Genomic DNA, 23,637 nt, shown 5'->3' with positions numbered 1-23,637 from the left:
GTCCCTAGCAAAGCCTGCCTAATTTATGACTATCGACTTATACGGATTCGGCCCGGCGCTTGCCGCTGGCGCGCTGATGACCGTCAAACTGGCACTCACTGCGCTGTGTCTGGGCCTGGTGCTCGGGCTGCTCGGTGCACTGGCCAAAACTTCGTCCTACAAACCACTGCGATGGCTGGGCGGTACGTATTCGACTCTGGTGCGCGGCGTTCCGGAACTGCTGTGGGTCTTGCTGATTTACTTCGGCAGCGTGAATGCCGTACGTGCCCTCGGCGAATTCATCGGCATGCCCGACCTCACCCTCAGTGCCTTCGCGGCGGGCGTGCTGGCGCTGGGCCTGTGCTTTGGCGCTTACGCCACTGAGGTTTTTCGCGGCGCCATTCTGGCCATCCCCAAAGGCCACCGCGAAGCGGGCCTGGCGCTGGGCCTGACCAGGCCGCGGATTTTCACCAAGCTGGTTTTGCCGCAAATGTGGCGCATTGCCCTGCCCGGCCTGGGCAACCTGTTCATGATCCTGATGAAAGACACCGCGCTGGTATCTGTCATCGGCCTGGAAGAAATCATGCGTCAGGCACAGAACGCCGTGACCTTCGCCAAACACCCGTTCACCTTCTACATGGTGGCTGCCGTGATGTACCTGGGCCTGACCGTACTGGCCATGGGCACCATGCATGTGCTTGAAAAACGCGCGGCGCGCGGCTTTGTGAGGAGAACGTAATGGTCCTGGAACTCTTCCTCAAGTGGCTGCCCAAGCTGATTCAGGGCGCGACCCTGACACTGGAGCTGACTGCCCTTTCGGTCATCGCCGGTCTGATTGTGGCCATCCCGCTGGGTATCGCCCGCTCCTCCAGGCTCTGGTACGTGCGTTCGCTGCCCTATGCCTACATCTTTTTCTTCCGCGGCACGCCGCTGTTGATCCAGCTGTTTCTGGTCTATTACGGCCTGTCGCAGTTCGATGTAGTGCGTGAAAGCGTGTTGTGGCCGTACCTGCGCAGCCCGTTCTGGTGTGCGGTGATCACCATGACCTTGCACACCGCGGCGTACATCGCCGAGATCCTGCGCGGTGCAATCCAGGCCATCCCGCCGGGTGAAATCGAAGCCGCACGCGCCCTGGGCATGTCGCGCTTCAAAACCCTGGTGCATATCGTGCTGCCGCGTGCTGCGCGTATCGGCCTGCCGGCCTACAGCAACGAAGTGATCCTGATGCTCAAGGCCAGCTCGCTGGCGAGCACCGTGACCCTGCTGGAACTGACCGGCATGACCCGCACCATCATTTCCCGCACCTACCAGACGGTGGACATGTTCCTGATTGCCGGTGTGATCTATCTGGTGATGTCGTTTGTCCTGATTCAGGGCTTCAAATTACTGGAGCGCTGGTTGCGCGTTGATGCCTGCCAAGGGCGTTAAGCCCCGGGGCGAGCCCCTGCTCGCCCGCTTCGAGGCACTGGACAGGTTTTTGCGTGACCACCAGCACCTGTGGCGCCCACGGCCATTCACTGCGCTGAATATGCCGTGGGAAGCGCAACACCCTGAACTCGCCCGATGGCTGCGCAGTCGTTCGCTGCAAGACGCCGAAGACAGCCACAGCCATCTTCTGGATCTGCCTGCTCCCGCGCCGTTCCCGCAACTGGCAGCCACTGCCCTTGCCCTCAGCCGCGTCGAACGCTTGCCCGCGCAAGCCCTGCCACCTGCCGCCCAACGCCTGCAAGTGGATGTACCGGGGCGCAAATGGCAGCAAATAGAAGCCTTCGCCCAAAGCCTGAACTTCAGGCAAACACCCGTTCACTGGCTGGACTGGTGCTCGGGCAAAGGGCATTTGGGCCGTCGGCTATTAACTGAAGGGCAACAGCTGACGTGCCTGGAATACGACTGCGCACTGATCGATGCCGGCCAGGCACTTAGCCTGCGTCACCACTTGCCGGCCCGCCATGTACAACAGGATGTCCTCGCTCCGGACGTCGAATTACACCTGCGGGCCGACATGACTCCAGTCGCCTTGCATGCCTGTGGCGATTTGCATGTGCGCCTGCTGCAACTGGCCAGCGCGGCGGGCTGTGCACAACTGGCGATTTCGCCCTGCTGCTACAACCGTATCAGCGCGAGCCACTATCAACCGTTATCCACAGCTGCCCGCGCCTCCACCCTGCGCCTGTCACTGCAGGACCTGAGCTTGCCGATGAGCGAAACCGTGACCGCGGGCAGCCGCGTACGGCGCCAGCGCGATGAATCAATGGCGCGCCGCTTGAGCTTCGACGTGTGGCAACGCCAGCGCCGTCAATGCGACGAGTACTTATCCACACCCTCACTGCCCGGCACCTGGCTCAATAAGCCTTTCGCTCAATACTGCGAAGACCTGGCAGCGCTGAAGAACTTATCCACAACCGGCGAAGAAGACTGGCCGGCGCTGCAGGCTGCGGGTCGGGAGCGGTTGGCGCAGGTGCGCAATCTGGAACTGGTACGCGGCTTGTTCCGCCGCCCGCTGGAGCTGTGGCTGGTGCTGGATCGAGCCTTGTTCCTGAGTGAACGCGGCTATGAGGTGCGGCTTGGCGAGTTTTGCGACAGCCACCTGACGCCACGCAATTTGCTGTTACTGGCGCAGCGTTGTGGATAACTTGTGGGAGCCCCGCTCCCACAATGATTACCTGCGGTTTACGATCCGCGATAGGTCGAGAACCCGTAAGGGCTCAGCAGCAACGGAATGTGATAGTGCTGATCCGCATTTTTCACTTCAAAAATCACCGGAATTTCCGGAAAGAAGGTATCTCGCCCCGCTTTCTTGAAGTAATCGCCCGTTTTGAATACCACACGGTACTGACCCGCTTCCATTGCCTGTTTATCCGGGAACAACTCGCCGATGCGCCCCTGTTCGTTGGTCACACCCTGTGCCAGCGGCTGCCAGTTCTGGCCAACGTGTTTTTCCAGGGTGACGTTAACGCCTGGCGAAGGCAGACCGTTTTCAAGGTTGAGTACATGCACGCTCAACGGATTGCCCGCCGCCAGTGCCAGGCTGGATATCGCGCTCAGGCTCAAGGCCGTCAAAGTGATTCGCAAAGCTTTCATCGGTCTTCCTCAATGGTTAAAAAACACTCAATTCAGCGTTGAGTCGTCAGGCCGATCTGTTCGGCGGCCTTGATTGCGCAGGCTTCGTCCTGCTCGGCACCACCCGCCCCCGCTACACCCAGCGCGCCCACAAGCTCACCGTCTGCAAACAGCGGCACACCACCGCCCAGCAGTAACAGTTCAGCAATGGAGTTGAGGTTCGCAGCTTCGGGATTGCTGCGCGCACGCTCGGCAAACAGACGGGTCGGGGTTTTGGTCGACAGCGCAGTAAAGGCTTTACGCTGGCTGGCCAGCAGGTTGTGCGGGCCTACCCCCTCGGGGCGCATGGCCGTCAGCACGTTGCCACCACGATCCAGCACGCTCAGCGCCCCGGAGCAGTGCTTGAGCGTGGCATCGGCCAGCTGGCGGGCGGTGGCCAGGTCCAGATCAGCATGACGCGCCAGGTTTGGCGCAGCCTGGGCAGCACCGGCAACGCCAACCGCAGTCCATAACAGCAAAGTTTTCAGCATCATCGGCAAGCTCCTTAACGAGTGCCGACACCTTAGCCAGCGGGCTCCGTCAAAAGCCCGTCAGTTGCATTACAAGTTTGTAATAGGCAATGCCACAGAAGACGCCTAGCCTGTGCAGACGATTGATCGAGGTGTGCGATGCGTTTGTTACTGGTTGAAGATGAAGCCAAGACGGCAGATTTCCTGGCCAAAGGCCTGGGCGAGTCCGGCTTTGCGGTAGATGTGGCGCTGAACGGGCTGGACGGCCGCTACTTTGTTGAGCAGCAGGAATACGACCTGATCATCCTGGACGTGATGCTGCCGGGGCTCAACGGCTGGCAACTGCTGCAGTTGATCCGTCAGCGTGGTGCCACCCCGGTACTGTTCCTGACCGCCAAGGACGCCATCGAAGACCGGGTTCGCGGCCTGGAACTGGGCGCCGACGATTACTTGCTCAAACCCTTCGCCTTTGCCGAATTGCTGGCCCGGGTACGCACTCTGCTGCGTCGCGGGCCGTTGCGTGAAGCCGAGTCTTACACCATTGCCGACCTCGAAATCGATGTTCTGCGCCGGCGCGTCAGCCGTGGCGGTCAACGCATCAGCCTGACCAACAAGGAGTTCGCATTGCTGCACCTGCTGGCCAGCCGTCAGGGGGAAGTGTTATCGCGCACCTTGATCGCCTCTCAGGTTTGGAACCTCAACTTCGACAGTGACACCAACATGGTTGAAGTCGCCGTGCGCCGCCTGCGCTCCAAGGTCGACGACCCGTACATGCCAAAACTTATCCACACCGTGCGCGGTGTCGGCTACCAGCTCGAAGCCCCGGATGAATAGATCCATCGCCTGGCGTCTGGCCCTGGCGATTGCCTTGACCTGCGCTCTGGTGCTGAGTGTGATCGGAGTGTTTCTGTATCGCTCGCTGGCCTCGGAACTGACCTTTCGGGACGATCAGGCACTGCTCGGTCGCCTCGAGCAGGTCCGGGCCCTGCTGCACGACAGCGACAGCCTCGAAGCCCTGCAGGAGCGTCCGCGCCTGTATCAAAACATGCTGGGTAATCTGGACAGTGTGTTGCTGGTCAAACGTAGCGATGGTGGTCGGGTCATCGCCATCAATCCGCATCAGCAAACACTGCCCGACCTGCCACCCATTGCTCAAGATTCGTCGCCGCTACGGTCTGACATCCAGACTGTGGATAACATCGCCTTGCTCACAGGGGTGGCACAAGGTCCGAGGGACGAGCCTTTGATTGTCACCGTCGGCAAACGCCTGCAAGAGCGTGAGCAAATGCTCGCCAGCTACCGGGGGCGCCTCTACATGGCGGTAGGCTTTGGCGCAGTACTCGCCTTCGGCCTTGGCTTGCTGTTGTTGCGGCGCGGTCTGGTACCTCTGCGTGAACTGGCGCAGGCCATGCGCGACATCCCCCCCCGCAGCCTCGATCAACGCATGCCCGCCGACGATGTTCCGGCAGAGCTGAAAGAGCCCGTACAGGCACTTAACGCAATGCTGGTTCGCCTCGAAGACAGCTTTGGGCGACTGTCACAGTTCTCTGCCGACCTGGCCCACGAAATTCGCACGCCGCTGCACAACTTGCTGGGCAGTAACAGCTTGGCACTGAACCAGCCACGCAGCCCGGACGAGTACCAGGAACTGCTGGCGTCGAATATCGAAGAGTACGAACGGCTCAACCGTATGGTCGAAAACCTGATTTTCCTGGCCCGTGCCGATCACGGCCAACGGCCCCTGCAACTGCAAACCCTGGACTTGCAGACCGTGGGCGACGAGTTGTGCGATTACTTTGAAGCCTTGGCAGAAGACCGTCAGTTACAGCTGAACAACTCACTTTGCGGCGAACTGAGCGTCGACCAGCAGTTACTGCAACGGGCCTTGGGTAACTTGCTGGCCAATGCCGTGCGCCATGCCGAAGCCGGGACAACCATCACCTTGCAACGCCGTGATGACGCCCAATATTGCTGGGTTGGCGTACATAACCAGGGCCCGCCCATTGACCCGCAGCATCTGGACAGACTGTTCGACCGGTTTTACCGCGTCGATCCCTCTCGCGCAGAACCCGGTGACAGCGGCGGGTTGGGGCTGGCGATCGTGCGATCGATCATGCTGTTGCATCACGGACAAGTGCGGGTCCGCAGCGACGCTCAAGGAACGTTGTTTGAGCTGGGGTTCCCGGCGTTGCCCATGAGCGCTTGAAAGGTCAGCGCGTCGTTGATGGCGAAACCGCTGGCCGTGTTATCGAAAATGAACCAGTACTCGGTCGTTGGCTCTACGCCCATCAGCACCTGTTCTGACAACGTCCTGAGTCGGGCCACGCCATATTCACTGTGATAAATACGCGGCGAGCCATGCAGGCGCCAATACTGGACGCCAGGCCACCCGCCCGGTTGAAAGCCTGTGCTTAATACCGCCGGATCAGCGGCAACCCGACCGATATGCAGTGTCTGTAACAGCTCATCGGCCGCCAGCCATGAGTCGTTACGCGGCTCCAGCACCAATGAGCCCTTGTACCGAAGGCGCACTTCCCGGAAAAACGCCCGTGCAATCTGCGGTTCATACATCAACCCGGGCGGTAATTGCACCAACACACATCCCAGGCGATCGCCCAACTGCGTGCATTGCGCAAAAAAACTGTCCAGCTCGTCTTCACAGCTCTGCAAGCGCCGTTCATGGGTGATCGATTTGGGTAATTTGACCGAGAATCGAAAGTCCGGCCCTACGCTGTCAGCCCACCGCTGGTAAGTCTGCGCACGGTGGGGCCGGTAAAATGAACTATTGATTTCCGTGGCCGAAAAGCGCCCGGCGTAACGCTGCAAATGCGTGCCCTCACTGGCAAAACGTGGCCAGTATTCACGCCCGATGCTCCATCCGGCGCAGCCCACGAAGACGCGGTTCAAAACAACACCGCAGCGGCATCGCGCATAAAGATTTCCACAGTCTTTGGCCCCACACCGTCGAATTCCAGCAAGCGACGCTCAAAGGTGTGGCGATCTTTACTGGTGCTACAGAGGGCACCGAATTTGCCGTCATATTCATCGACCAGTTTCTTGGCCAGGGCAGACAGACGGGTGGCGGTAGTTTCGTCGTAACGCACGTAATGTGCCTTACCGAGAATCGACACCAGTTGCCGATGGGAAAGCTGCGCCAGACGCTGAGCCGAGTCACAGTCGTGCTCTTCGACCAGAACCTGATAAGCCCTGGCGGCAATCGGTGCCTGAATTCGCTTGCCCATCAAAAAACTGGCTACGAACCATTTGAACAAGGCGGTCTCATCGCCGGCCTGCAACCTGATGCCCAGATCGTTGGCGGTGATCACTTCAGTCATGACGCGCTCCCTCATCAACCCTGTGTAGATATGAAAAACACCAGGTGCGGAAGTTCGTTTTTTCGGGTCCACTGACGCGCGCGTAAAAATAGTCTGTTATCAGGGGTTTACAACCTAAAACATCCGGGTATACTCGTCGCCCATAACGCCGGTATAGCTCAGTTGGTAGAGCAACTGACTTGTAATCAGTAGGTCCCGAGTTCGACTCTTGGTGCCGGCACCATACAAGGTTCCAAAGACAGCCAACACAGTCTTTGAAACCCCCGAAAAACCCGCCTTCTGGCGGGTTTTTTCGTTCTGGGGTTCCAGGCTTGGCGCTGAAAGGAAGCCCGTTAACTGCTAGCTATTGTGCAGATGTTTTTTCAGGAACGACCGGGTTCGCTCCTGAACCGGGTTTTGCAGGATCTCGCCCGGCGCCCCCTCCTCGACCACAACCCCGCCGTCCATAAAGATAATCCGGTCTGCAACTTCGCCTGCAAAACGCATTTCATGGGTGACGATCAACATGGTCATGTTCTCGGCGGCGAGCTGCTTCATGACCAGGTTGACCTCTTCGACCAGCTCGGGGTCCAGCGCCGATGTGGCCTCATCGAACAACATGACTTTTGGCTGCATTGCCAGCGCCCTTGCGATGGCAACCCGCTGTTTCTGTCCGCCAGAGAGGCGGGAGGGATATTCATCAAATTTGTCGGCCAATCCGACTTTTGCCAAATATTCCATCGCCAGTTCACGCGCGGCTTTTTTCGTCAGCCCCTTGAGCTTTAGCGGGCCCAACGCAATGTTTTCATATACGGTCAAATGCGGAAATAAATTGAAGTGCTGGAAGACCATGCCCATTTGCTGACGCACTGCATTTATATGCTGTTCATAAGCACGGCCTTTCAATGGCCGGTTAACTTGTTCTCCATCTAACCAGACCTCGCCATCATTCAGCACCTCCAGGTGATTGATGGAGCGCAGGAGTGTGCTTTTTCCAGATCCACTGGGGCCGATGATGGCGATGATTTGCCCGCGAGAGACACAAAGATCTATGCCCTTGAGTACTTCAAGTGCTCCATATGCCTTACGGGCACCCTTGACCTCAACCATATATGTATTATTGATCATCGTGACATCTCTACTTTCTTTTCGAGAAGATGCAAGCCGGCTTCGAGAACAAGGTTGGCCGCGTAATAGATAACTGCAACAGTCAGATAAAACTCGAACGGGCTATAAGTTTCGCTGACTGCCAGTTGCGCGCTGTATACCAGCTCTGCAATCCCGATCATTGACACCAGTGAAGTGTCCTTTAACAGGACAATCAGATTATTTCCCAGCGGCGCAATGGTCCTGCGCAGTGCTTGCGGCACTATGACGTAACACTGGGTCTGTCCACGGCTGAGACCGATAGAACGGGCACCTTCAATCTGACCGGGGTCAACGGAGACCACGCCGGCACGTATCACGTCGGCATTGTAGACAGCGAAGTGCAGGCTAAGGCCAATGATGCCGGCCACCGGTGCGGGAATATCGATCCCCACTTGCACCAGACCATAATAAATTACGTACAACTGCAAAAGCAGTGGCGTGCCCATGAGCAGCCACGTCATAAAACGCACGGGCAATGCCACAACTTTGGGGGCATAAAGAACGATCAGGGCAAAGGCGATCCCGGCCAGCAGACTTACTACGCTGGACGTTACAAACATTATTAGCGTCCACCACAGCCCCATCGCCAGCATCTCGGAATAGGGTGTAACGATACTCAGATCCAGGCTTTGCATATGAATGCTCTCACCTTGCCGCGAAGCGATTGTCGAGATAATCCACAATAAATCTGACCGAGTAGACCATCACAATATAAAGCAGTGCCGACACCATAAAGATTTCGAATGGCTTATAGGTTGAACTGATAAAGCGTTGCGCCGTATATGAAAGTTCAACCACAGAGATCGTCGACACGAGTGCAGAACCTTTAATCAGTGCGACAGCGTTAACCCCCAGCGGCCTGATCATTAACTTTGCAGCTTGTGGCAGCGTGATAAACCATAAAGTCTGGCTGCGCCCGAAACCAATTGAACGTGCAGCCTCTTCCTGGCCAGGGTCCACGTTGGAGATGGCGCCACGAATGGATTCCGCCATATAAGCGGCGATGTTCAGGCCCAAACCTATGACACCTGCCGCAAACGGCTCCAGTTCAATTCCGATCTGCGGGCCGCCGAAGTAGATGATGAACAGCTGAACCAGGCAGGGAGTGCCACGAAAAACACTGATGTAGAGCCTTGCCAGCCAGCGAAATATGAGGACTGTGGACAACCGCGCAGCCACCAGCACGATGGCCACCAGAAAACCAAGCAACAGTGCGAGCACGGAGATTTGCACCGTAATCCAGGCCGCCTCCAGGAAAAACGGAAATGTGCGCTGTATGAGAGTCAAATCCATGGGCACGCTCAGAAAAATCAGATGACTGGCCCGACGACAAGTCGGGCCAGGCTAACGCTGAATCAGCGGATATCTTTGCCAATCCACTGCATCGAGATCTTTTCGTAAGTACCATCGGCGAGCATATCTGCAAGCGCGCCCTGCATCGCCGCCTTGAGCTCGGGGTTATTTTTGCGCAGTGCAATGCCCATGCCTTCAATCCCGCCATCGCTCTGCGGTGGCGTAATGATGCGCACCTTCTGCCCGGTTTCCTTGACTGCGACCAGCACCGGAACGCTGTCCATCACTATCGCATCGATACGCCCGGCATCCAGATCGACCAGCATTTCGGGCAGACCTTTATAGGCTCTCACCTTCAGGTTGCCGCGCGCCCTGGCCCATTTATCGTGGGCATCCCCGAGCGTGACGCCAACCACCACATCTTTAAGGTCATCAAGGCTTGTGATCGAAGAGTCGTCCTTCACCACGATCGTGCGGCCCGCATGGTAATAGGGCCCCACGAAATCCACGGCCCTCTGGCGTTCCGGGGTAATGGTCATGGAGGCGATAATGGCGTCATATTTTTTCGCCAGCAGACCAGCAATTATCCCGTCGAACGGCGTGGTAATAATCTTCACCTTTACCCCCAGGCGCTCGGCCAGGGCCTCGCTGATGGAGGCATCGAAGCCGACAATCTGGTTCTGCTCGTTGGCAAAGCTGAAGGGAGAGTATTGGCCGCTCATCGCGATACGGATTTCTTTGGAGTCCTGGACCGACTTCAAATCATCAGCCTGAACAGCTGACGTGCAAAACAGTGCCGCAGCCGCAACTGTGGAAGCGGCAATCAATTCCTTGAGCTTTGTAGTTAGCATTGGAGGCACCTTGGAAGAATTGTTTTTTATTTTTCTTGGGATTACTCACCCAGCCTTCACCAAAGCTTTGCATAGGTCCTTGCGCAAAGCACCCTGCAAGGTGTCAGCCCGACTGACACATTGCCGGAGTTGGCCGACACAATGTCGGCCGAGGACTCACTTAAGTGCAGCCTTAAAGCTTTCGTCCAGAACCTCAAGCAAAAAATCAGCATTGGTCTGACTGAAAATCATCGCCGGGCGCATTTTCAGAACATTGTCATGGGGGCCTTCCGTACCGATCAAAATGCCTCGCTCCCGGGCACCGTCGGCAACTTTCCTGGCCAGCGCGGTGGCGGGAACCCTGGTTTTCCGATCTGTGACCAGTTCGATCCCGAGGAACAGCCCCTGCCCGCGCACATCGCCTATGGCCTCGTAGCGCAGTTGCAACTTGCGAAAGCCATCGAGCAGATAGTTACCCATGGTCAGTGCGTTGAGCTTCAAGTGATCGCGCTCGATCACATCCAGCACCGAGAGCCCTATGGCGCATGAAACCGGGCTGCCGGCAAAGGTATTGAAGTACTCCATGCCATTGTTGAAGCTGTCGGCAATTTCACGGGTGGTCACCACCGCCGACATGGGATGCCCGTTGCCAATGGGTTTGCCCATGGAGACTGCATCGGGAACCACACCCTGGGTTTCAAACGCCCACCAGTGGCTGCCGACCCGACCAAAGCCGACCTGGACTTCGTCAGCCAGGCACAGACCGCCCTCTGCACGCACCATGGCATAGACTTCTTTGAGGTAGTTTTCCGGAAAGAACAGTTGCCCGGCGACGCTGGGAATGGACTCAGCCAAAAAGAACGCCGGGGCTCTGCCCTGCTTGCGCATGATCTCGATCTGGTCCGCCACGCTTTCAGCGAAACGCTTGCCCAGCTCCTCGAACGGCCAGTCAGCCGCAGCACGGTAAGCATCCGGCACAACCGCCTCAAACACATGCCCTGCACGGCCCTTGCCGGCTTTACGCTTGTACTTGTAAGGGCTGAGGTCGATCAGTTCCTGGGTCGTGCCGTGGTAAGCCCAGTCCAGCACAATTGCATCGTTGCGCCCCGTGTGATTGCGCGCCATACGGAGCATCAGGCTGTTGGCTTCACTGCCTGAACAACCGAAGGAAGCAACCGCCAGACCTGCGGGTAACGTGGCGGTGAGCCGCTCTGCATACTCCACGATATTGTCGTGCAGATAACGGGTATTGGTATTGAGCCGGGCTGCTTGTTGCGACAGCGCTTGCACCACATCCGGATGGGAGTGGCCGAGATGGCACACGTTATTGAAGCAATCCAGGTAGGCCCTGCCGAAGTTATCTATCAACCAGACCCCGTCCCCGCGTACGAACTTGATCGGATCTGAATACGAAATCGACAAGTTAGGCAGCAGCAGCTCTTTACGCTTCGCCACAATCTCAGCCTTGCTGCGGCCGTCCTGGCTGTAGGTTTCCGGAGGAATGCCCGCGAGCGCCGACGGGTCGGGGAACACGTCAGCCCAGACCTCAAGATAAGCCCGCTCACCTACGCCGATGAACTCGCTGGCTTGCAACCCGGTGTCAGTGGACATCTGAAAATGCACATGGGGGATCCAGCCACCATTTTCCGCATCCGTGCCCATATACCCCACAAGCGCACCCGCCTCCAGGCGATCACCGGGTTTGAGCCGCGCCAGCGCTTCATGGGCCATGTGCCCCCATAGGGTCAGGAATGGCGGACAAGCTTCTGGCGAATGCTCGAGCATGATCAAACCACCGTAGCCCAGCGGTTCGCCCTCGACTTCGACGCTGCGCACCACCCCGGCAACAGGGGTATACAGAGGCGTCCCCGCGGGCATTAGCAAGTCGACACCGACGTGAATGATCCGACGCTGCCCTTCAATGAATCGCGACTCGAACGCCGTGTCGGTATAGATGGTTCTTGCCTCGCCCCATGGCCCGATGCCCAGCGGCACCTTATGACCGGCAGAAAATTCATTCCACCACCGGGCTGCCTCTGCAGGACGCTGCTCGGCGGAAGCGATCGTCATCACATGGGATGCATCTGCAAACGGCGCAATTGCCTTGTTCATGGTCGCCGCAGACGGATGCACGATATCCGCGAAGGATTTGCTGTTTTCGCCCAGCCAGCGACGAACCGCACCGGCGCCCTCGATCGCATCAAACCCGCAGGCTTTGCGCAGGATCGCCGTCGCCAGGCGCGGGTTCATCCGGTCCATTCGCTCCAGAAGGCGCCAGGCCGGGGCTTCGCTGATGGCCAGGTAGGGATTGTCCTCGGTCTGGCCGTAGCGCAAAGCCGACAAGGTGACGCTTGTCACCAGGCGTATGGCAATCAGATTGAAGAGAACATCAAGCTCTTCCGGTTGCAGCGGGTACTTCTCATGGAAACCGGCAGTCAGGGCAGCTGCTGCGCCGACCGGATCTTCCATGTCGAGAATGGAATACGCACAGGTGATGGCGACTTCGGCAATCAGAATGGTATGGACCGCATCGCCAAAGTCGATGATGCCTGAGACCTTCTGCGGGTTCCGGGGATCGACCAGGATGTTCCAGTCATTACCGTCATTGTGAATGACCTGGGTGCGCAGACGCGCAAGCCGGGGTTGCACGGAGTGTTCAAAACGATCGATGAAGCGTTCCAGAATGGCTCTTCTGGCAGGGTCCTTGATGAAGTGCAGGCGTGAACGCGAACGTGCGGCGTGACGCAGATCCCAGTCCAGATCCCGTACCGCGCCGGGATGTATGAAGCCTTGAAGGGCCCGGTCAATATCACCGAACGATTGGCCCAGGCTGCGCATCAACTCGAACGTGCGCGGAACCTCGGCCAGGGGTGTGCCGTGCAACCAGCTAACCAGGCGCACTGCATGGGTTTCGCCGGAGGGTGCCACTACAGAGGCCAGAAAGTCACCTGTCAGGCTTTTCTTGAGTGAAGGCACGGTGAGTTCAGGGCTGTAACTGGCGAGGTGGCTGAGAATGGCGGTCTGAAACTCGCTTTCGACTCGCGGTTCAGTCGAGTTGACGACTTTCAGAATCCATCCCGCACCGGTTCCTGTCTGCAACCGGTAGTTGCGGTCGCGCTCGCCGTCCAGAGGCGCAGCCGTACCTGAAACGTTGAAAAGCTGCTCGCCCAGCTTTTCGGCATCAGCCATCGAGAACCGGGGGGCGGGATGGGAAAGATTAGTCATGGTAATTGTTTTCCAGGCCATTTTTTTCAGATAGCTTGGCATGCGAAACCTTGCAGGACAGTAGGTATGCGGTCGGCTTTGGCCTGCATATTGCCGGAATCAACCGGCACAAATTCGGTAGCAGAATCGGGGAGTTCTAATGCGCGAGCTGGACACGAAAGATCGCGAAATACTCGAAATTCTTTCTAAAGAGGCTCGAATTGCCCTAAAGGCTCTGGCAGCGAGAATCGGACTTTCAAGAAGTGCTACCAGCGAGCGGGTCATCAATCTTGAACGCAACGGGGTGATCAGAGGCTACCGGGCTGATATCGGCGAAATCGATGCCAACGTGATTCGCGCAATCCTCCTTGTGTGCCTCAAACGCACGCCTGCAATGGGCCTGCTTGACCTGCTTGCACAAAACTCCCAGGTGCGACGCATCTCTTCGGTCAGCGGTCAGCTCGACCTGGTAATTGAGGTCGAGTCACGCACCATTGATGATCTGAACCGGGTCCGGGATGCAGTCGCCAGCCATGAATCCGTTGAAGACATCACCACCGCCGTGGTGCTTCGCCGCGATATTGACCGGCAGGCATCCTGAGGCGGCTTCGGCCCTTATCGCAGCCTCGTGCCTCGTCAGCGACTACAGGTTCAAACCGTTATCCGGGGTCTTATAGATGACCCCACATCACCCGTCCCTTGAAGATCCATCCTTTGTCAGTCCCCTGAGATGTAACTTCTAATTGCTGGAAGCAAAGTGACTCCGATCACTGATTTCAACAATAAAAGCGCTTCCAGGAGATTCCATGCACAGTGCTCCCACTCTATTGCTGGTGCTGTTTTGTGCCATCGCTCTGATTGTTTTCCTGATCGTCAAAGTCCGCGTCCACGCCTTCCTGGCCTTGACCGCCGCAAGCTTTGTGGTGGGTATTGGTTCGGGCATGCCGCTGACGCACATGGCTGCTTCCTATGAAAAAGGGGTCGGCGGCACGCTCGGGTTTCTGGCAACCATCATTGGTCTGGGCGGGATTCTGGGCAAGATGCTGGAAGAGTCCGGCGGCGCGGAGCGCATCGCTCAGGCACTGCTCAAGGCTCTGGGTAAGGAACGTGCCTCCTGGGCCATGATGCTCGTAGGGTTTATTGCCGGCATACCGGTGTTCTTTGAGGTGGGCTTTGTTCTGCTGATTCCGCTGATCTATGTGGTCGCGAAAGAAACCCGAATCAATCTGTTGTACCTGGGCGTGCCCCTGGCCGTGTCGCTGATGGCCGTGCATTGCATGTTGCCGCCACACCCGGCCGCTATGGCAATCACCGGGATGCTGGGGGCCGATGTCGGCAAAGTGATCATCTATGGCCTGATTGTCGCCCTGCCGACTGCCATGATCGCCGGGCCGCTATGGGTCAGGCTGGTCTGCAAGCGTGATGCGCCGGACTCTCAGGAAGCGTTTTTGAACGAGCACTGTGATGACAGCAAAACCCGTGAGTTACCGGGCCTTGGCCTGACCCTGCTGACCATTGTGTTGCCACTGCTGCTGATGGTCGGGAAAACCTTTGCGGCCGGACTGCCACAGGACTCCATGGCATTCAGCGTTATTTCATTTCTGGGCACCCCCCTGATCGCCCTGTTCATTGCCGTGGTGTTCGCCTATTGGGCGCTGGGCTTGCGCCGCGGGTTATCCATGCCTGAGCTGCTCGCTCACACCCAAAAGAGCTTCCCGCCTCTGGCCAGCATCCTGTTGATCATCGGCGCCGGCGGGGCATTCAACGGCATTCTGGTGGACAGCGGCGTGGGTGACGCGCTGTCCGGCACGCTGACCCAACTGAATATGAACCCCATCGTTCTGGCCTGGCTGGTGGCCGGCCTGATGCACTTCGCCGTCGGCTCGGCAACGGTGGCCATGATCAGCGCGGCGGGCATGGTCCTGCCCATGCTCGGCGCCCATCCGACAGTGAGCAAGGAAATCATCTGCGTGGCCATCGGCGCCGGTGCCATGGGCTGGACCCATGTCACGGACTCCGCCTTCTGGGTGGTCAAGGAGTACCTGGGGGTCTCGCTGACCGACGCCCTGAAGACATTTACCACCGCCACGGTACTGGCCTCGTTGATCGCGCTGGGCCTGACCCTGCTGCTGTCGCACTTTGTTTGATCCAACCCGTATTTTTTAGCCTGATTGTTTAAAGGGACCACGTCATGATTTTGGGAAAACCCCTTGAAAGCTGGTATGCCAGCTACCCGCTGATTCGCGATCTGGTCGCGCTGCAAGAAACCACCTGGTTCAATCCCGGCGTGGCTCCGGTCGCTCAGGCGATTGGCGATGTGGGGCTGACCGACGCCGATGTCGCCGATGCCAGCGCCCGGCTCGCGCGATTTGCTTCTTACTTGCGCCAGGCGTTCCCGGAAACCGCCAGCAGTGACGGCATTATTGAATCGGACATTGTGCCGGTGCCCCATCTGCAGCAACTGCTGGGTGAACGCTACAGCCAGGCATTGACCGGCTCACTGTGGCTCAAGCGCGACAGCCATCTGCCCATCTCGGGCTCGATCAAGGCCCGTGGCGGGATCTATGAAGTGCTCAAGCATGCCGAAGATCTGGCACTGGCCGAGAACTTTCTGACCCTCGAAGACGACTACGCGCTGCTGCACAGCGACAAGGCCCGGGCGTTTTTCGGGCAGTACAAAATAGCCGTCGGTTCGACCGGAAACCTTGGCATGTCGATCGGGATCATGGGCGCAGCGCTGGGCTTTCAGGTCACCGTGCACATGTCGGCCGATGCCCGCCAATGGAAGAAGGACAAGTTGCGCTCACACGGTGTGACCGTCATCGAGTACGCCAGCGATTACAGCGTGGCCGTGGCCCAGGGCCGTGAGCAGGCAGAGGCCGACCCCGCCTGCCATTTCGTCGACGATGAAAACTCGGTCAATCTGTTTCTGGGTTACGCCGTCGCCGCCGAGCGCCTGCAACAGCAGCTGGCAGCGGCGCGGATTACGGTGGATGCGCAGCACCCCCTATTTGTGTATTTGCCCTGTGGCGTGGGCGGCGCACCGGGTGGTGTGGCTTTCGGCCTGAAGCTGGCGTTCGGTGACGCCGTGCACTGCATCTTCGCCGAACCCACCCATTCACCCTGCATGATGCTGGGCGTCTACACCGGCCTGCACGATGAAGTCAGTGTGCAAGACTTCGGCATTGATAACGTCACCGCTGCAGACGGTCTGGCGGTTGGCCGCGCTTCCGGCTTTGTGGGTAAGGCCATGCAACGCCTGCTTGATGGTTTTTACACCGTTAGCGATGAGCACATGTACAGCCTGCTGGCACTGATGGAGCGCAGCGAAGGCATGCGTCTTGAGCCTTCCGCGCTCGCCGGTGTACCCGGGATTGCCAGGGTGCATGCCGATCAGCAAGGCTACCTGGCTCGCACCGGCCTGGACGCCCATGCCATGGCCAATGCCACTCACCTGATCTGGGCTACCGGCGGCAACATGGTGCCTGACGACGAGATGGACGCTTATCTGACCAAGGGCCGTGAATTGCTCGCCAGGGGCTGATTCTGTTCGCTGACTCAAAGGCCGGACCGGATGTGGCAAGATGCACGCCTTGCCACATCCGGCAGGCCTGACCGGCCTTTTGGCTTGAGGGGAAAACACGTGCTCAACCTTCCGCCCCGCATCAGCTCCAGACTCAACAGCAGCCAGTTCGCCAATTTGCATACTTTTCTGGTTGCCGCACGCCATCTGAGCTTTGCCCGCGCCGCACAGGAACTGTGCCTGACCGCCAGCGCCGTCAGCCACCGTATCAGCCGGCTCGAAACCGCCCTGAACATGAAGTTGTTCCAGCGCCTGACCCGCCAGGTCAGCCTGACCGACGAAGGCGAACGCATCTTCGAAATACTGCAGAATGCGATGGGCGAATTGTCCGAGGCCCTTGAGCAATCGTCACAGGCAGAAGTTGCCGGTTCCATTGCGCTTTATGTCAGGCCTTCGGTCGCCCAATGCTGGCTGGTGCCCAGACTGGCTGATTTCGTCGAGCGTTACCCGCAGGTCTCGCTGGATCTGCGGGTAGGCAATGACAATGTCGACTTCCGCACCCGTAAAATTGACCTGGCCCTGTATTACGCCAACGGCGAATTTCCCGGGCTGACCAGTCACCGCTTGATGCAGGAGCGTCTGGCCCCGGTCTGCAGCCCGCAATATGCGAAGCGCCACGGCCTGCTGCAAAGCCCGGAAAACTTGAGACACTGCACGACCTTGCACGACTCACTGGCCTGGGATCATGCAGCCTTTGATGCCGAGTGGAGGTTGTGGGCCGAACAACACAACATGCTCCAAGCCCTGCCCAAACGTACCCTGACCTTCGATCGCTCTGACCTGAGCGTGACGGCAGCCATCAACCACGCCGGCATCGCCATCGGCCGCCAGCAGCTGGTACAAACGCGCGTCAATCGCGGCGAACTGATACTGCCCTTCGCTGACTTCAGCGTGTGCGGCCACTACGATTATTATCTGGTTCACCCACCGCTCAGCACCCTCCCCAAGCGCTTGCTGGTGTTTATGAACTGGCTCAAAGACTGTGCCCGACAATCATCGCCACCGCGCTGACGCGGGCGCCGGGCTCGCGCATCATGGCGCCCGCCCTGAATCGAAGGGCGCCAGGCCGCTATCTGCAAGCGCCGCCACACAGCGACCCGATCCATCCCGTCAAAAACGCCCTTGCATAAATAGCGTGCCATCACGACAATGAGATCGATTACCATTTACTCACGGGTGGCATTCTCATGTCGGCGCTCGATCGCTCAGCTCTTCATCAGTTGTACAGCGACCACAACAGTTGGTTGAAGGGCTGGTTGCGCGTGCGCCTGGGCAATGCTGCCGACGCTTCTGATCTGGCTCAGGATACGTTCCTGCGGGTCATGACAGCCCGTAATGCGGCCCCGATTCGCGAACCACGAGGCTACCTGTGTGCCATTGCACGATCACTTTTGATTGATAAATCACGCCGGCGCACCATTGAGCAGGCTTACCTTCACGCGTTGTCGCAAAGGCCGGAGCCCATAGATGTTTCACCAGAGATCCGTTTGTCGATCATCGAAATGCTGGTCTCCATCGATCGCCTGCTCGATGAACTGGGCACCCGGACCCGGGAGATTTTCCTCGCGGTTCAGCTTGAGGGGTTGACCTATGTAGCGGCGGCCGAACGGTTCGGTGTGTCGGTCACGACGGTGAAAAATCATTTGATTCGCGCCATGACCCGGTGCCTGTTGCTGGTTGATAACTGATGAGCGTTAGCCTGGACCTGAAAACACTTGAGGCCGCCGCCACGTGGTACGTGCAGCTCAATGACGGTGAACTCAGCGAAGCCAGGACCCGTGCCTGGCAAGTGTGGATGCAATCCGGCCCACAGAATGCGGCAGCCTGGGCCCGAGTCGAGAAGCTCCAGCAGCAATGGGCCCTGATACCCCGCCGGGCAGCCTTGTCCAGCCTCGGTGCAGCCAGTGCGCAACGCCGCGATGTATTGAAAGTACTTGGCATGCTACTGGCCACCGGCGCCTGTTCATGGCTGGCCGTTGAACAATTGCCCTACCGTCCGATGCTGGCTCAGCAACGCACGGGCTTGCGCGAACGTCGCTCGCTGCAACTGGACGATGGCTCGCACCTGCAGCTGAACGCAGACACGGCGCTGGATATCCGCTTCGACGCAAAGCAACGGCTTATCCAGCTGTACCGTGGCGAAATTCTGATCGAGACCGCCAGGGACCCCGCACGGCGTCCATTCATCGTCGATACCGGCGAAGGGCGCGTGCGCGCACTTGGCACCCGGTTTAGCGTCCGCCAATTGGCCGGGCGCACGCGAGTCGGGGTGCTGCAAGCCGCGGTGCAAGTCTGTGCAAACCGGCATCCCGATCGGGTCGTGCGGCTGGAGGCAGGCCAGCAAGTCTCGTTTGACCGCGATGCGGTGGATGACATTCACCTTTTACCCGCCGGCTCGACCGCGTGGGTACAAGGCATGCTGAGTGTCGACAACTGGCGCCTTGGCGACTTTATCGAGGAGCTGGACCGCTATCGGCCGGGTGTTGTGCGCTGTGCGCCAGGGGTGCAGAACTTGAACATATCAGGGGCTTTTCGTCTCGATGACACGCAAACAGTGCTGGATAACCTGAGCAAAACCCTGCCGGTGAAGGTTCGCTACCTGACCCGCTACTGGGCAAGTATCGAACCGGCATAAGCCCGGCGACAAATGATTGGGCGCTTAACCTTGCTGATTTCGATTCTCATCCGTCAATGACATAAGCCGCGATTGCAGCGAGTTTCTGACATGACAACGCAAGGATCCCTGAATGCCCCTGCTCGCCCCCAACCCCACAACTAAAATAACGCGCGCTGTTCGCCTGGCGGTGTTTGGCGTAACCCTCGCCAGCCTGTCCGGCCTGGCACTGGTGCCCACCCAGGTGTCTGCCCAGAGCCAGGCGACGTACCAGATCAGCGCTGGCCCGCTGGGCAGCGCCCTTACCCAATTTGGCATACAGGCGGGGGTCACGATTTCGTTCGATCCCAAACAGACCGGCCACCTCAATACCACCGGCCTGCAGGGCCAATACAGCGTCGATGAAGGTCTGCAACGGTTGCTCGCCAACAGCGGATTACAAGCAGAGCGCCAGAGTAACGGAGGCTATGTGCTGGTCGCCGCCAGCCCTGAAACGGCACTGGAACTGGGGGCGACTCAAGTCTCCACCAACCAGCTGGGCACTGTTACCGAAGGCACCGGCTCTTACACGCCGGGCTACATCGCCACCGCCACCCGCATGGTGCTCAAGCCCCGGGAGACGCCGCAATCGATTAGCGTGATCACCCGCCAGCACATGGATGACTTCGCGCTCGACAATGTCGACGACGTGATGCGCCACACACCGGGTATTACCGTATCGGCCTACGACACTGACCGCACCAACTACTACTCCCGCGGTTTTTCGATCAACAACTTCCAGTACGACGGCATTCCCTCGGCCGTGCGCAACGTCGCCTATTCAGCGGGCAACACCCTGAGCGACATGGCGATCTATGACCGTATCGAGGTGCTCAAGGGCGCTTCAGGCCTGCTCAGCGGAGCCGGTTCGCTGGGCGGCACCATCAACCTGGTACGCAAGAAACCGACCAGCGATTTTCACGGCCATATCACCACGGGAGCAGGCTCCTGGGACAACTACCGCACTGAAGCGGACGTCAGTGGCCCCTTGACTGAATCCGGTAATGTGCGCGGGCGCGCCGTGGCGGCCTATCAGGACAGACAGTCGTATATCGACCGCTACTCGAATCAGAGCTCGGTGTTCTACGGCATCCTCGAATTCGACCTGTCGCCCGACACCTTGCTGACCGTGGGCGCCGACTATCAAGACAATAAACCCCAGGGTTCGACCTGGTCAGGCAGCTTTCCGCTCTACAACTATGCGGGTGAGATCAACAGTGCCAAGCGTTCCTTCAGCAACGCCACCGACTGGAGCAGCTGGCAGCAATACACCCGTACCGTCTTCGCCACCCTGGAACAGGATCTGGGCAATGGCTGGGTAGGCAAGCTGCAACTGGACCACAAGCTCAATGGCTACGATGCGCAGCTGGGAGCCATCCAGTTCAACCAGCCCGCGGCTGACGGCACCGCCAAAATCAACGCACAACGTTACAAGGGCGAAACCACCAGCGACGCAGCCGATCTCTATGTCAGCGGCCCCTACGAATTTCTGGGTCGTGAACACGAGCTGGTGCTGGGCGGCTCGATCAGTACCGCGAACTGGAAAGGCAAAGGTTACTGGGACGTGACATTCGCCACGCCGAACATTGTCGATTACTTCAACTGGAACGGGCACCTGGCCAAGCCTGACTGGGGCAATGCGTCGCAAATCAACGATGACACCGTGCGCCAGACGGGCATGTACGCGACCACGCGCCTTAACCTTACCGATGAGCTGAAACTCTTTCTGGGCGGTCGGGTAGTCGACTACACACTGACGGGCACCACCAACACTTACCGCGAATCGGGGCGCCTGATTCCCTACGCCGGCCTCACCTACGACCTCACCGACTACCTGACTGCGTACGCCAGCTACACCGATGTGTTCATGCCCCAGGAGTTCTACAACCTGGACCGCCACAGCAAGATGCTTGACCCGGACCAGGGCGAGAACTATGAAGTCGGGCTCAAGAGCGAGTTTTTCGATGGCCGCCTGAACGCCAGCCTGGCGTATTTCGAGGTCAAGGAAAGCAATCGTCCCATCCCCGACGATGCCTGGAACAACCTGTCACCCACCCCGCCCAACTACGCCTTCAAAGGCACTGCCGCGAGAACCAAGGGCTACGAGCTGGAAATATCCGGAGAGCTGAGCCCTGGCTGGAGCCTGCAGGCCGGGTACACCCACAAGGTGGTGCGCGATGACAGCGGTAAAAAGATTTCGACCTTTGAACCCGAGGATCAACTGAGCTTCTACACCATCTACAAACTCAAGGGCGACCTGAACAAAGTCTCGGTGGGCGGTGGCGCACGCTGGCAGAGCACGGCCTGGCAAGAGATGTACAACAGCCCCAAGGACAGATACGAAGATTTTTCGCAGAAACCCTACTGGGTGGTGGATCTGATGACCCGTTATCAATTCACTGAAAACCTGTCGACCACCCTCAACGTCAACAACGTGTTCGACAAGTATTACTACACCAACATCGGGTTCTATAACTCTGCGATTTATGGTGAACCGCGCAACTTCATGCTGACCACGCGCTGGGACTTCTGACCCCAATACGTCTGTAGGAGCGAGCTTGCCTCGCGACAGGTGCCAACGACAATCTGTGTGCCGTTGAGAACATCGCGAGGCAAGCTCGCTCCTGCAGTGTTCTCCCGTAACGTAAAACGCCCCGGACATCAGGACCTGATGTTCGGGGCGTTTCTTATTCAGATGTCCGGCCTGTGCAGCAGGCCGGTGGCATCAGAAAATGCTGATCGGGTAATCAACAAATACGCGTACTTCGTTGCCGCCGACGTTGTAGTCGCTGGCGTTGTTCGACACGCGCAACCACGAACCGCGCAGACGCACGCTCAAATCCTTGACCGGGCCGCTTTGTACGACGTACTTGGCCTGGTTGAAGATTTCGCGCTCGGTACCACGACCACGGTCGGAACCGTCGTCGATGTTGCTGCCGCGTACGTAGGCGATGTTGTAGGTCAGGCCCGGAATGCCAACGGCACCGAAGTCGAAGCCATAACCCAGCTGCCACGAACGTTCGTCTTTGGCGTTGAAGTCGGACCAGTAAGAGTTGGCCAGCAGGATGGTGTTGCCGCCATCGCCCACGCCGCCTGCATTGCGGTAGCCGCCGTACGGGTAGCCGATCTCGCCGGTGCTGCTCTGGTAAGCCAGGGTCAGGGTGTGTGCGCCAAACGCGTAGGTGGTCGCCAGGCTCCAGATCTTGTTGTCCTGACCGTCAACTTGCAGTACGTCGCGAGCGTAGTCTTCTTTGACGTGGGTACGGTAGCCGTTGAAGTCAAACGTCAGGGACTGTTTGTCTTGCAGCGGCATGACGTAGTTAACACCCACGTACTGCTTGTTCAGCTCATCGACCATCTGCGAGCCGTACAGCGAAGCCGACAGGTTGTCGGTGAACTTGTAGCTACCGCCGAACACATTGATGCTTTTCAGGTCGCCGCTGTCCCGTGCGTCAGCGCTTTTACGCGACTCTGCGGTGAAACGACCGACATTGATCTCCAGGCCGTTGATTTCCTTGGAGGTCAACAAAGTACCGGTGAAGCTTTCTGGCATCAGACGCGAATTGTCGTACATCAGCACCGGCAGAGCAGGCATTTGATCGCCGTACTTGAGCACCGTGTTGGACACACGGAACTTCACTGCAGCGCCAGCCTTGGAGATGTCGTCAGCAGCCTTGCCGTCGGCATCCTGCTTGAAGAAATCGATGCCGCCCGCGCCGCTTTTGCCACGACCGCCATCCAGACGCAGTGCGTAAATGCCGAAGGCATCCACACCGACGCCAACGGTGCCCTGGGTGAAGCCCGAGCTGAACGTGCCGAGGAAGCCTTGGCCCCATTCAGCCTTGTCCTGTTTATGGTTTTTGTAGTCGCGGCTGATGTAGGCGTTACGCGCCAGTACATTCAGGTGGCTGTCTTCTACAAAACCTTTTGCATCAGCTTGATCGTTAGCCATGGCGTGGGTAGCACTAAGTACGCCCAACGCGAGCAGGCCTATCCGTTTGTTCAACATATTATTTTCCTTATTTCTGAATACGAAGCGCGCTGTGGGTATCAAGCTGAAACA

At 58.4% G+C, this 23,637-nt stretch carries 22 protein-coding genes and 1 tRNA gene; 13 read left to right on the top strand and 10 right to left on the bottom strand.

All coding sequences use genetic code 11. The features are described from left to right. Positions 1 to 25 precede the first annotated feature (25 nt). From ACP7BO_RS14330 to ACP7BO_RS14320, 3 genes are read left to right on the top strand one after another with little or no spacing between them, the layout of a single operon-like run. A complete protein-coding gene (locus ACP7BO_RS14330) occupies positions 26 to 718 on the top strand; it encodes an ABC transporter permease (RefSeq protein ID WP_426211065.1) in 693 nt (230 codons plus the stop codon). Continuing rightward, positions 718 to 1,407: an ABC transporter permease gene (locus tag ACP7BO_RS14325; RefSeq protein WP_060696148.1), complete on the top strand. Its 690-nt coding sequence runs from the start codon at positions 718 to 720 to the stop codon at positions 1,405 to 1,407. The genes ACP7BO_RS14330 and ACP7BO_RS14325 overlap by 1 nt, the downstream gene beginning before the upstream one ends. Further along, the gene (locus tag ACP7BO_RS14320) at positions 1,388 to 2,611 is read left to right on the top strand and encodes a methyltransferase (RefSeq protein ID WP_426211062.1); all 1,224 of its coding nucleotides are present in this window, start codon (positions 1,388 to 1,390) and stop codon (positions 2,609 to 2,611) included. The genes ACP7BO_RS14325 and ACP7BO_RS14320 overlap by 20 nt, the downstream gene beginning before the upstream one ends. Before the next feature lie 38 nt (positions 2,612 to 2,649). Here ACP7BO_RS14320 and uraH read toward each other — a convergent pair whose 3' ends face one another. Next, positions 2,650 to 3,060 carry a hydroxyisourate hydrolase gene (uraH, locus tag ACP7BO_RS14315; RefSeq protein ID WP_397455189.1) on the bottom strand — a complete coding sequence of 137 codons (411 nt, stop codon included), beginning with the start codon at positions 3,058 to 3,060 and terminating at the stop codon, positions 2,650 to 2,652. A gap of 32 nt (positions 3,061 to 3,092) precedes the next feature. After that, positions 3,093 to 3,572, bottom strand: a complete 480-nt coding sequence (locus ACP7BO_RS14310) for a GlcG/HbpS family heme-binding protein (RefSeq protein WP_060696156.1) — start codon at positions 3,570 to 3,572, stop codon at positions 3,093 to 3,095. A 135-nt stretch (positions 3,573 to 3,707) separates the two neighbouring features. Between ACP7BO_RS14310 and ACP7BO_RS14305 the strand changes: the two genes are divergently transcribed. Next, on the top strand, positions 3,708 to 4,382 hold the full coding sequence (locus ACP7BO_RS14305; RefSeq protein WP_010656843.1) for a heavy metal response regulator transcription factor: 675 nt from the start codon (positions 3,708 to 3,710) through the stop codon (positions 4,380 to 4,382). Continuing rightward, positions 4,375 to 5,754 carry a heavy metal sensor histidine kinase gene (locus ACP7BO_RS14300; RefSeq protein ID WP_426211059.1) on the top strand — a complete coding sequence of 460 codons (1,380 nt, stop codon included), beginning with the start codon at positions 4,375 to 4,377 and terminating at the stop codon, positions 5,752 to 5,754. Before ACP7BO_RS14305 ends, ACP7BO_RS14300 begins: the two co-directional genes overlap by 8 nt. On the opposite strand, the gene ACP7BO_RS14295 is transcribed toward ACP7BO_RS14300, so the two are convergent. After that, positions 5,703 to 6,455, bottom strand: coding sequence for a DUF72 domain-containing protein (locus ACP7BO_RS14295; protein ID WP_426211057.1), 753 nt, complete (start codon positions 6,453 to 6,455; stop codon positions 5,703 to 5,705). The genes ACP7BO_RS14300 and ACP7BO_RS14295 overlap by 52 nt on opposite strands. Continuing rightward, positions 6,452 to 6,883, bottom strand: a complete 432-nt coding sequence (locus tag ACP7BO_RS14290; RefSeq protein WP_426211055.1) for a DNA methylase — start codon at positions 6,881 to 6,883, stop codon at positions 6,452 to 6,454. Before ACP7BO_RS14290 ends, ACP7BO_RS14295 begins: the two co-directional genes overlap by 4 nt. A gap of 147 nt (positions 6,884 to 7,030) precedes the next feature. Here ACP7BO_RS14290 and ACP7BO_RS14285 point away from each other — a divergent pair. Further along, positions 7,031 to 7,106, top strand: a tRNA-Thr gene (locus ACP7BO_RS14285). A 116-nt stretch (positions 7,107 to 7,222) separates the two neighbouring features. Here ACP7BO_RS14285 and ACP7BO_RS14280 read toward each other — a convergent pair. The 5 genes from ACP7BO_RS14280 to ACP7BO_RS14260 all read right to left on the bottom strand — a co-directional run bounded on the left by ACP7BO_RS14280 (position 7,223) and on the right by ACP7BO_RS14260 (position 13,359). Continuing rightward, a complete protein-coding gene (locus ACP7BO_RS14280; protein WP_426211053.1) occupies positions 7,223 to 7,990 on the bottom strand; it encodes an amino acid ABC transporter ATP-binding protein in 768 nt (255 codons plus the stop codon). After that, positions 7,987 to 8,646: an amino acid ABC transporter permease gene (locus ACP7BO_RS14275; RefSeq protein ID WP_426211051.1), complete on the bottom strand. Its 660-nt coding sequence runs from the start codon at positions 8,644 to 8,646 to the stop codon at positions 7,987 to 7,989. The genes ACP7BO_RS14280 and ACP7BO_RS14275 overlap by 4 nt, the downstream gene beginning before the upstream one ends. A 10-nt stretch (positions 8,647 to 8,656) precedes the next feature. Further along, complete coding sequence (locus ACP7BO_RS14270; RefSeq protein ID WP_003438446.1) at positions 8,657 to 9,304, bottom strand: amino acid ABC transporter permease; 648 nt, start codon at positions 9,302 to 9,304, stop codon at positions 8,657 to 8,659. A 62-nt stretch (positions 9,305 to 9,366) separates the two neighbouring features. After that, positions 9,367 to 10,155, bottom strand: coding sequence for an ABC transporter substrate-binding protein (locus ACP7BO_RS14265; RefSeq protein ID WP_426211049.1), 789 nt, complete (start codon positions 10,153 to 10,155; stop codon positions 9,367 to 9,369). A 156-nt stretch (positions 10,156 to 10,311) separates the two neighbouring features. Next, on the bottom strand, positions 10,312 to 13,359 hold the full coding sequence (locus ACP7BO_RS14260) for an aminotransferase class III-fold pyridoxal phosphate-dependent enzyme (protein ID WP_426211047.1): 3,048 nt from the start codon (positions 13,357 to 13,359) through the stop codon (positions 10,312 to 10,314). Positions 13,360 to 13,498: 139 nt separating this feature from the next. On the opposite strand from ACP7BO_RS14260, the gene ACP7BO_RS14255 reads away from it, so the two are divergent. The 7 genes from ACP7BO_RS14255 to ACP7BO_RS14225 all read left to right on the top strand — a co-directional run bounded on the left by ACP7BO_RS14255 (position 13,499) and on the right by ACP7BO_RS14225 (position 22,107). After that, positions 13,499 to 13,939 carry an Lrp/AsnC family transcriptional regulator gene (locus ACP7BO_RS14255; protein ID WP_426211045.1) on the top strand — a complete coding sequence of 147 codons (441 nt, stop codon included), beginning with the start codon at positions 13,499 to 13,501 and terminating at the stop codon, positions 13,937 to 13,939. Between the two features lie 205 nt (positions 13,940 to 14,144). Beyond that, a complete protein-coding gene (locus tag ACP7BO_RS14250) occupies positions 14,145 to 15,485 on the top strand; it encodes a gluconate:H+ symporter (RefSeq protein WP_426211043.1) in 1,341 nt (446 codons plus the stop codon). A gap of 44 nt (positions 15,486 to 15,529) precedes the next feature. Continuing rightward, complete coding sequence (gene dsdA / locus ACP7BO_RS14245) at positions 15,530 to 16,882, top strand: D-serine ammonia-lyase (protein ID WP_426211041.1); 1,353 nt, start codon at positions 15,530 to 15,532, stop codon at positions 16,880 to 16,882. A 99-nt stretch (positions 16,883 to 16,981) separates the two neighbouring features. Next, a complete protein-coding gene (gene dsdC / locus ACP7BO_RS14240) occupies positions 16,982 to 17,932 on the top strand; it encodes a DNA-binding transcriptional regulator DsdC (RefSeq protein ID WP_426211039.1) in 951 nt (316 codons plus the stop codon). A gap of 176 nt (positions 17,933 to 18,108) precedes the next feature. Further along, on the top strand, positions 18,109 to 18,609 hold the full coding sequence (locus ACP7BO_RS14235) for a sigma-70 family RNA polymerase sigma factor (protein ID WP_426211037.1): 501 nt from the start codon (positions 18,109 to 18,111) through the stop codon (positions 18,607 to 18,609). Next, positions 18,609 to 19,556 (top strand): FecR domain-containing protein, encoded by a 948-nt coding sequence (locus ACP7BO_RS14230; protein ID WP_426211035.1) that lies wholly within the window; start codon positions 18,609 to 18,611, stop codon positions 19,554 to 19,556. The genes ACP7BO_RS14235 and ACP7BO_RS14230 overlap by 1 nt, the downstream gene beginning before the upstream one ends. Positions 19,557 to 19,668: 112 nt before the next feature. Continuing rightward, the gene (locus tag ACP7BO_RS14225) at positions 19,669 to 22,107 is read left to right on the top strand and encodes a TonB-dependent siderophore receptor (protein WP_426211033.1); all 2,439 of its coding nucleotides are present in this window, start codon (positions 19,669 to 19,671) and stop codon (positions 22,105 to 22,107) included. A 192-nt stretch (positions 22,108 to 22,299) separates the two neighbouring features. Here ACP7BO_RS14225 and ACP7BO_RS14220 read toward each other — a convergent pair whose 3' ends face one another. Further along, the gene (locus ACP7BO_RS14220; protein WP_060696174.1) at positions 22,300 to 23,583 is read right to left on the bottom strand and encodes an OprD family porin; all 1,284 of its coding nucleotides are present in this window, start codon (positions 23,581 to 23,583) and stop codon (positions 22,300 to 22,302) included. Between the last annotated feature and the right edge of the window lie 54 nt (positions 23,584 to 23,637).

This window comes from Pseudomonas sp. TWR2-1-1, assembly GCF_049897045.1.
GTDB lineage: Bacteria > Pseudomonadota > Gammaproteobacteria > Pseudomonadales > Pseudomonadaceae > Aquipseudomonas > Aquipseudomonas versuta.
Note: the sequence above shows the minus strand (reverse complement) of the source record. Positions and strands in the feature narration are given on the sequence as shown.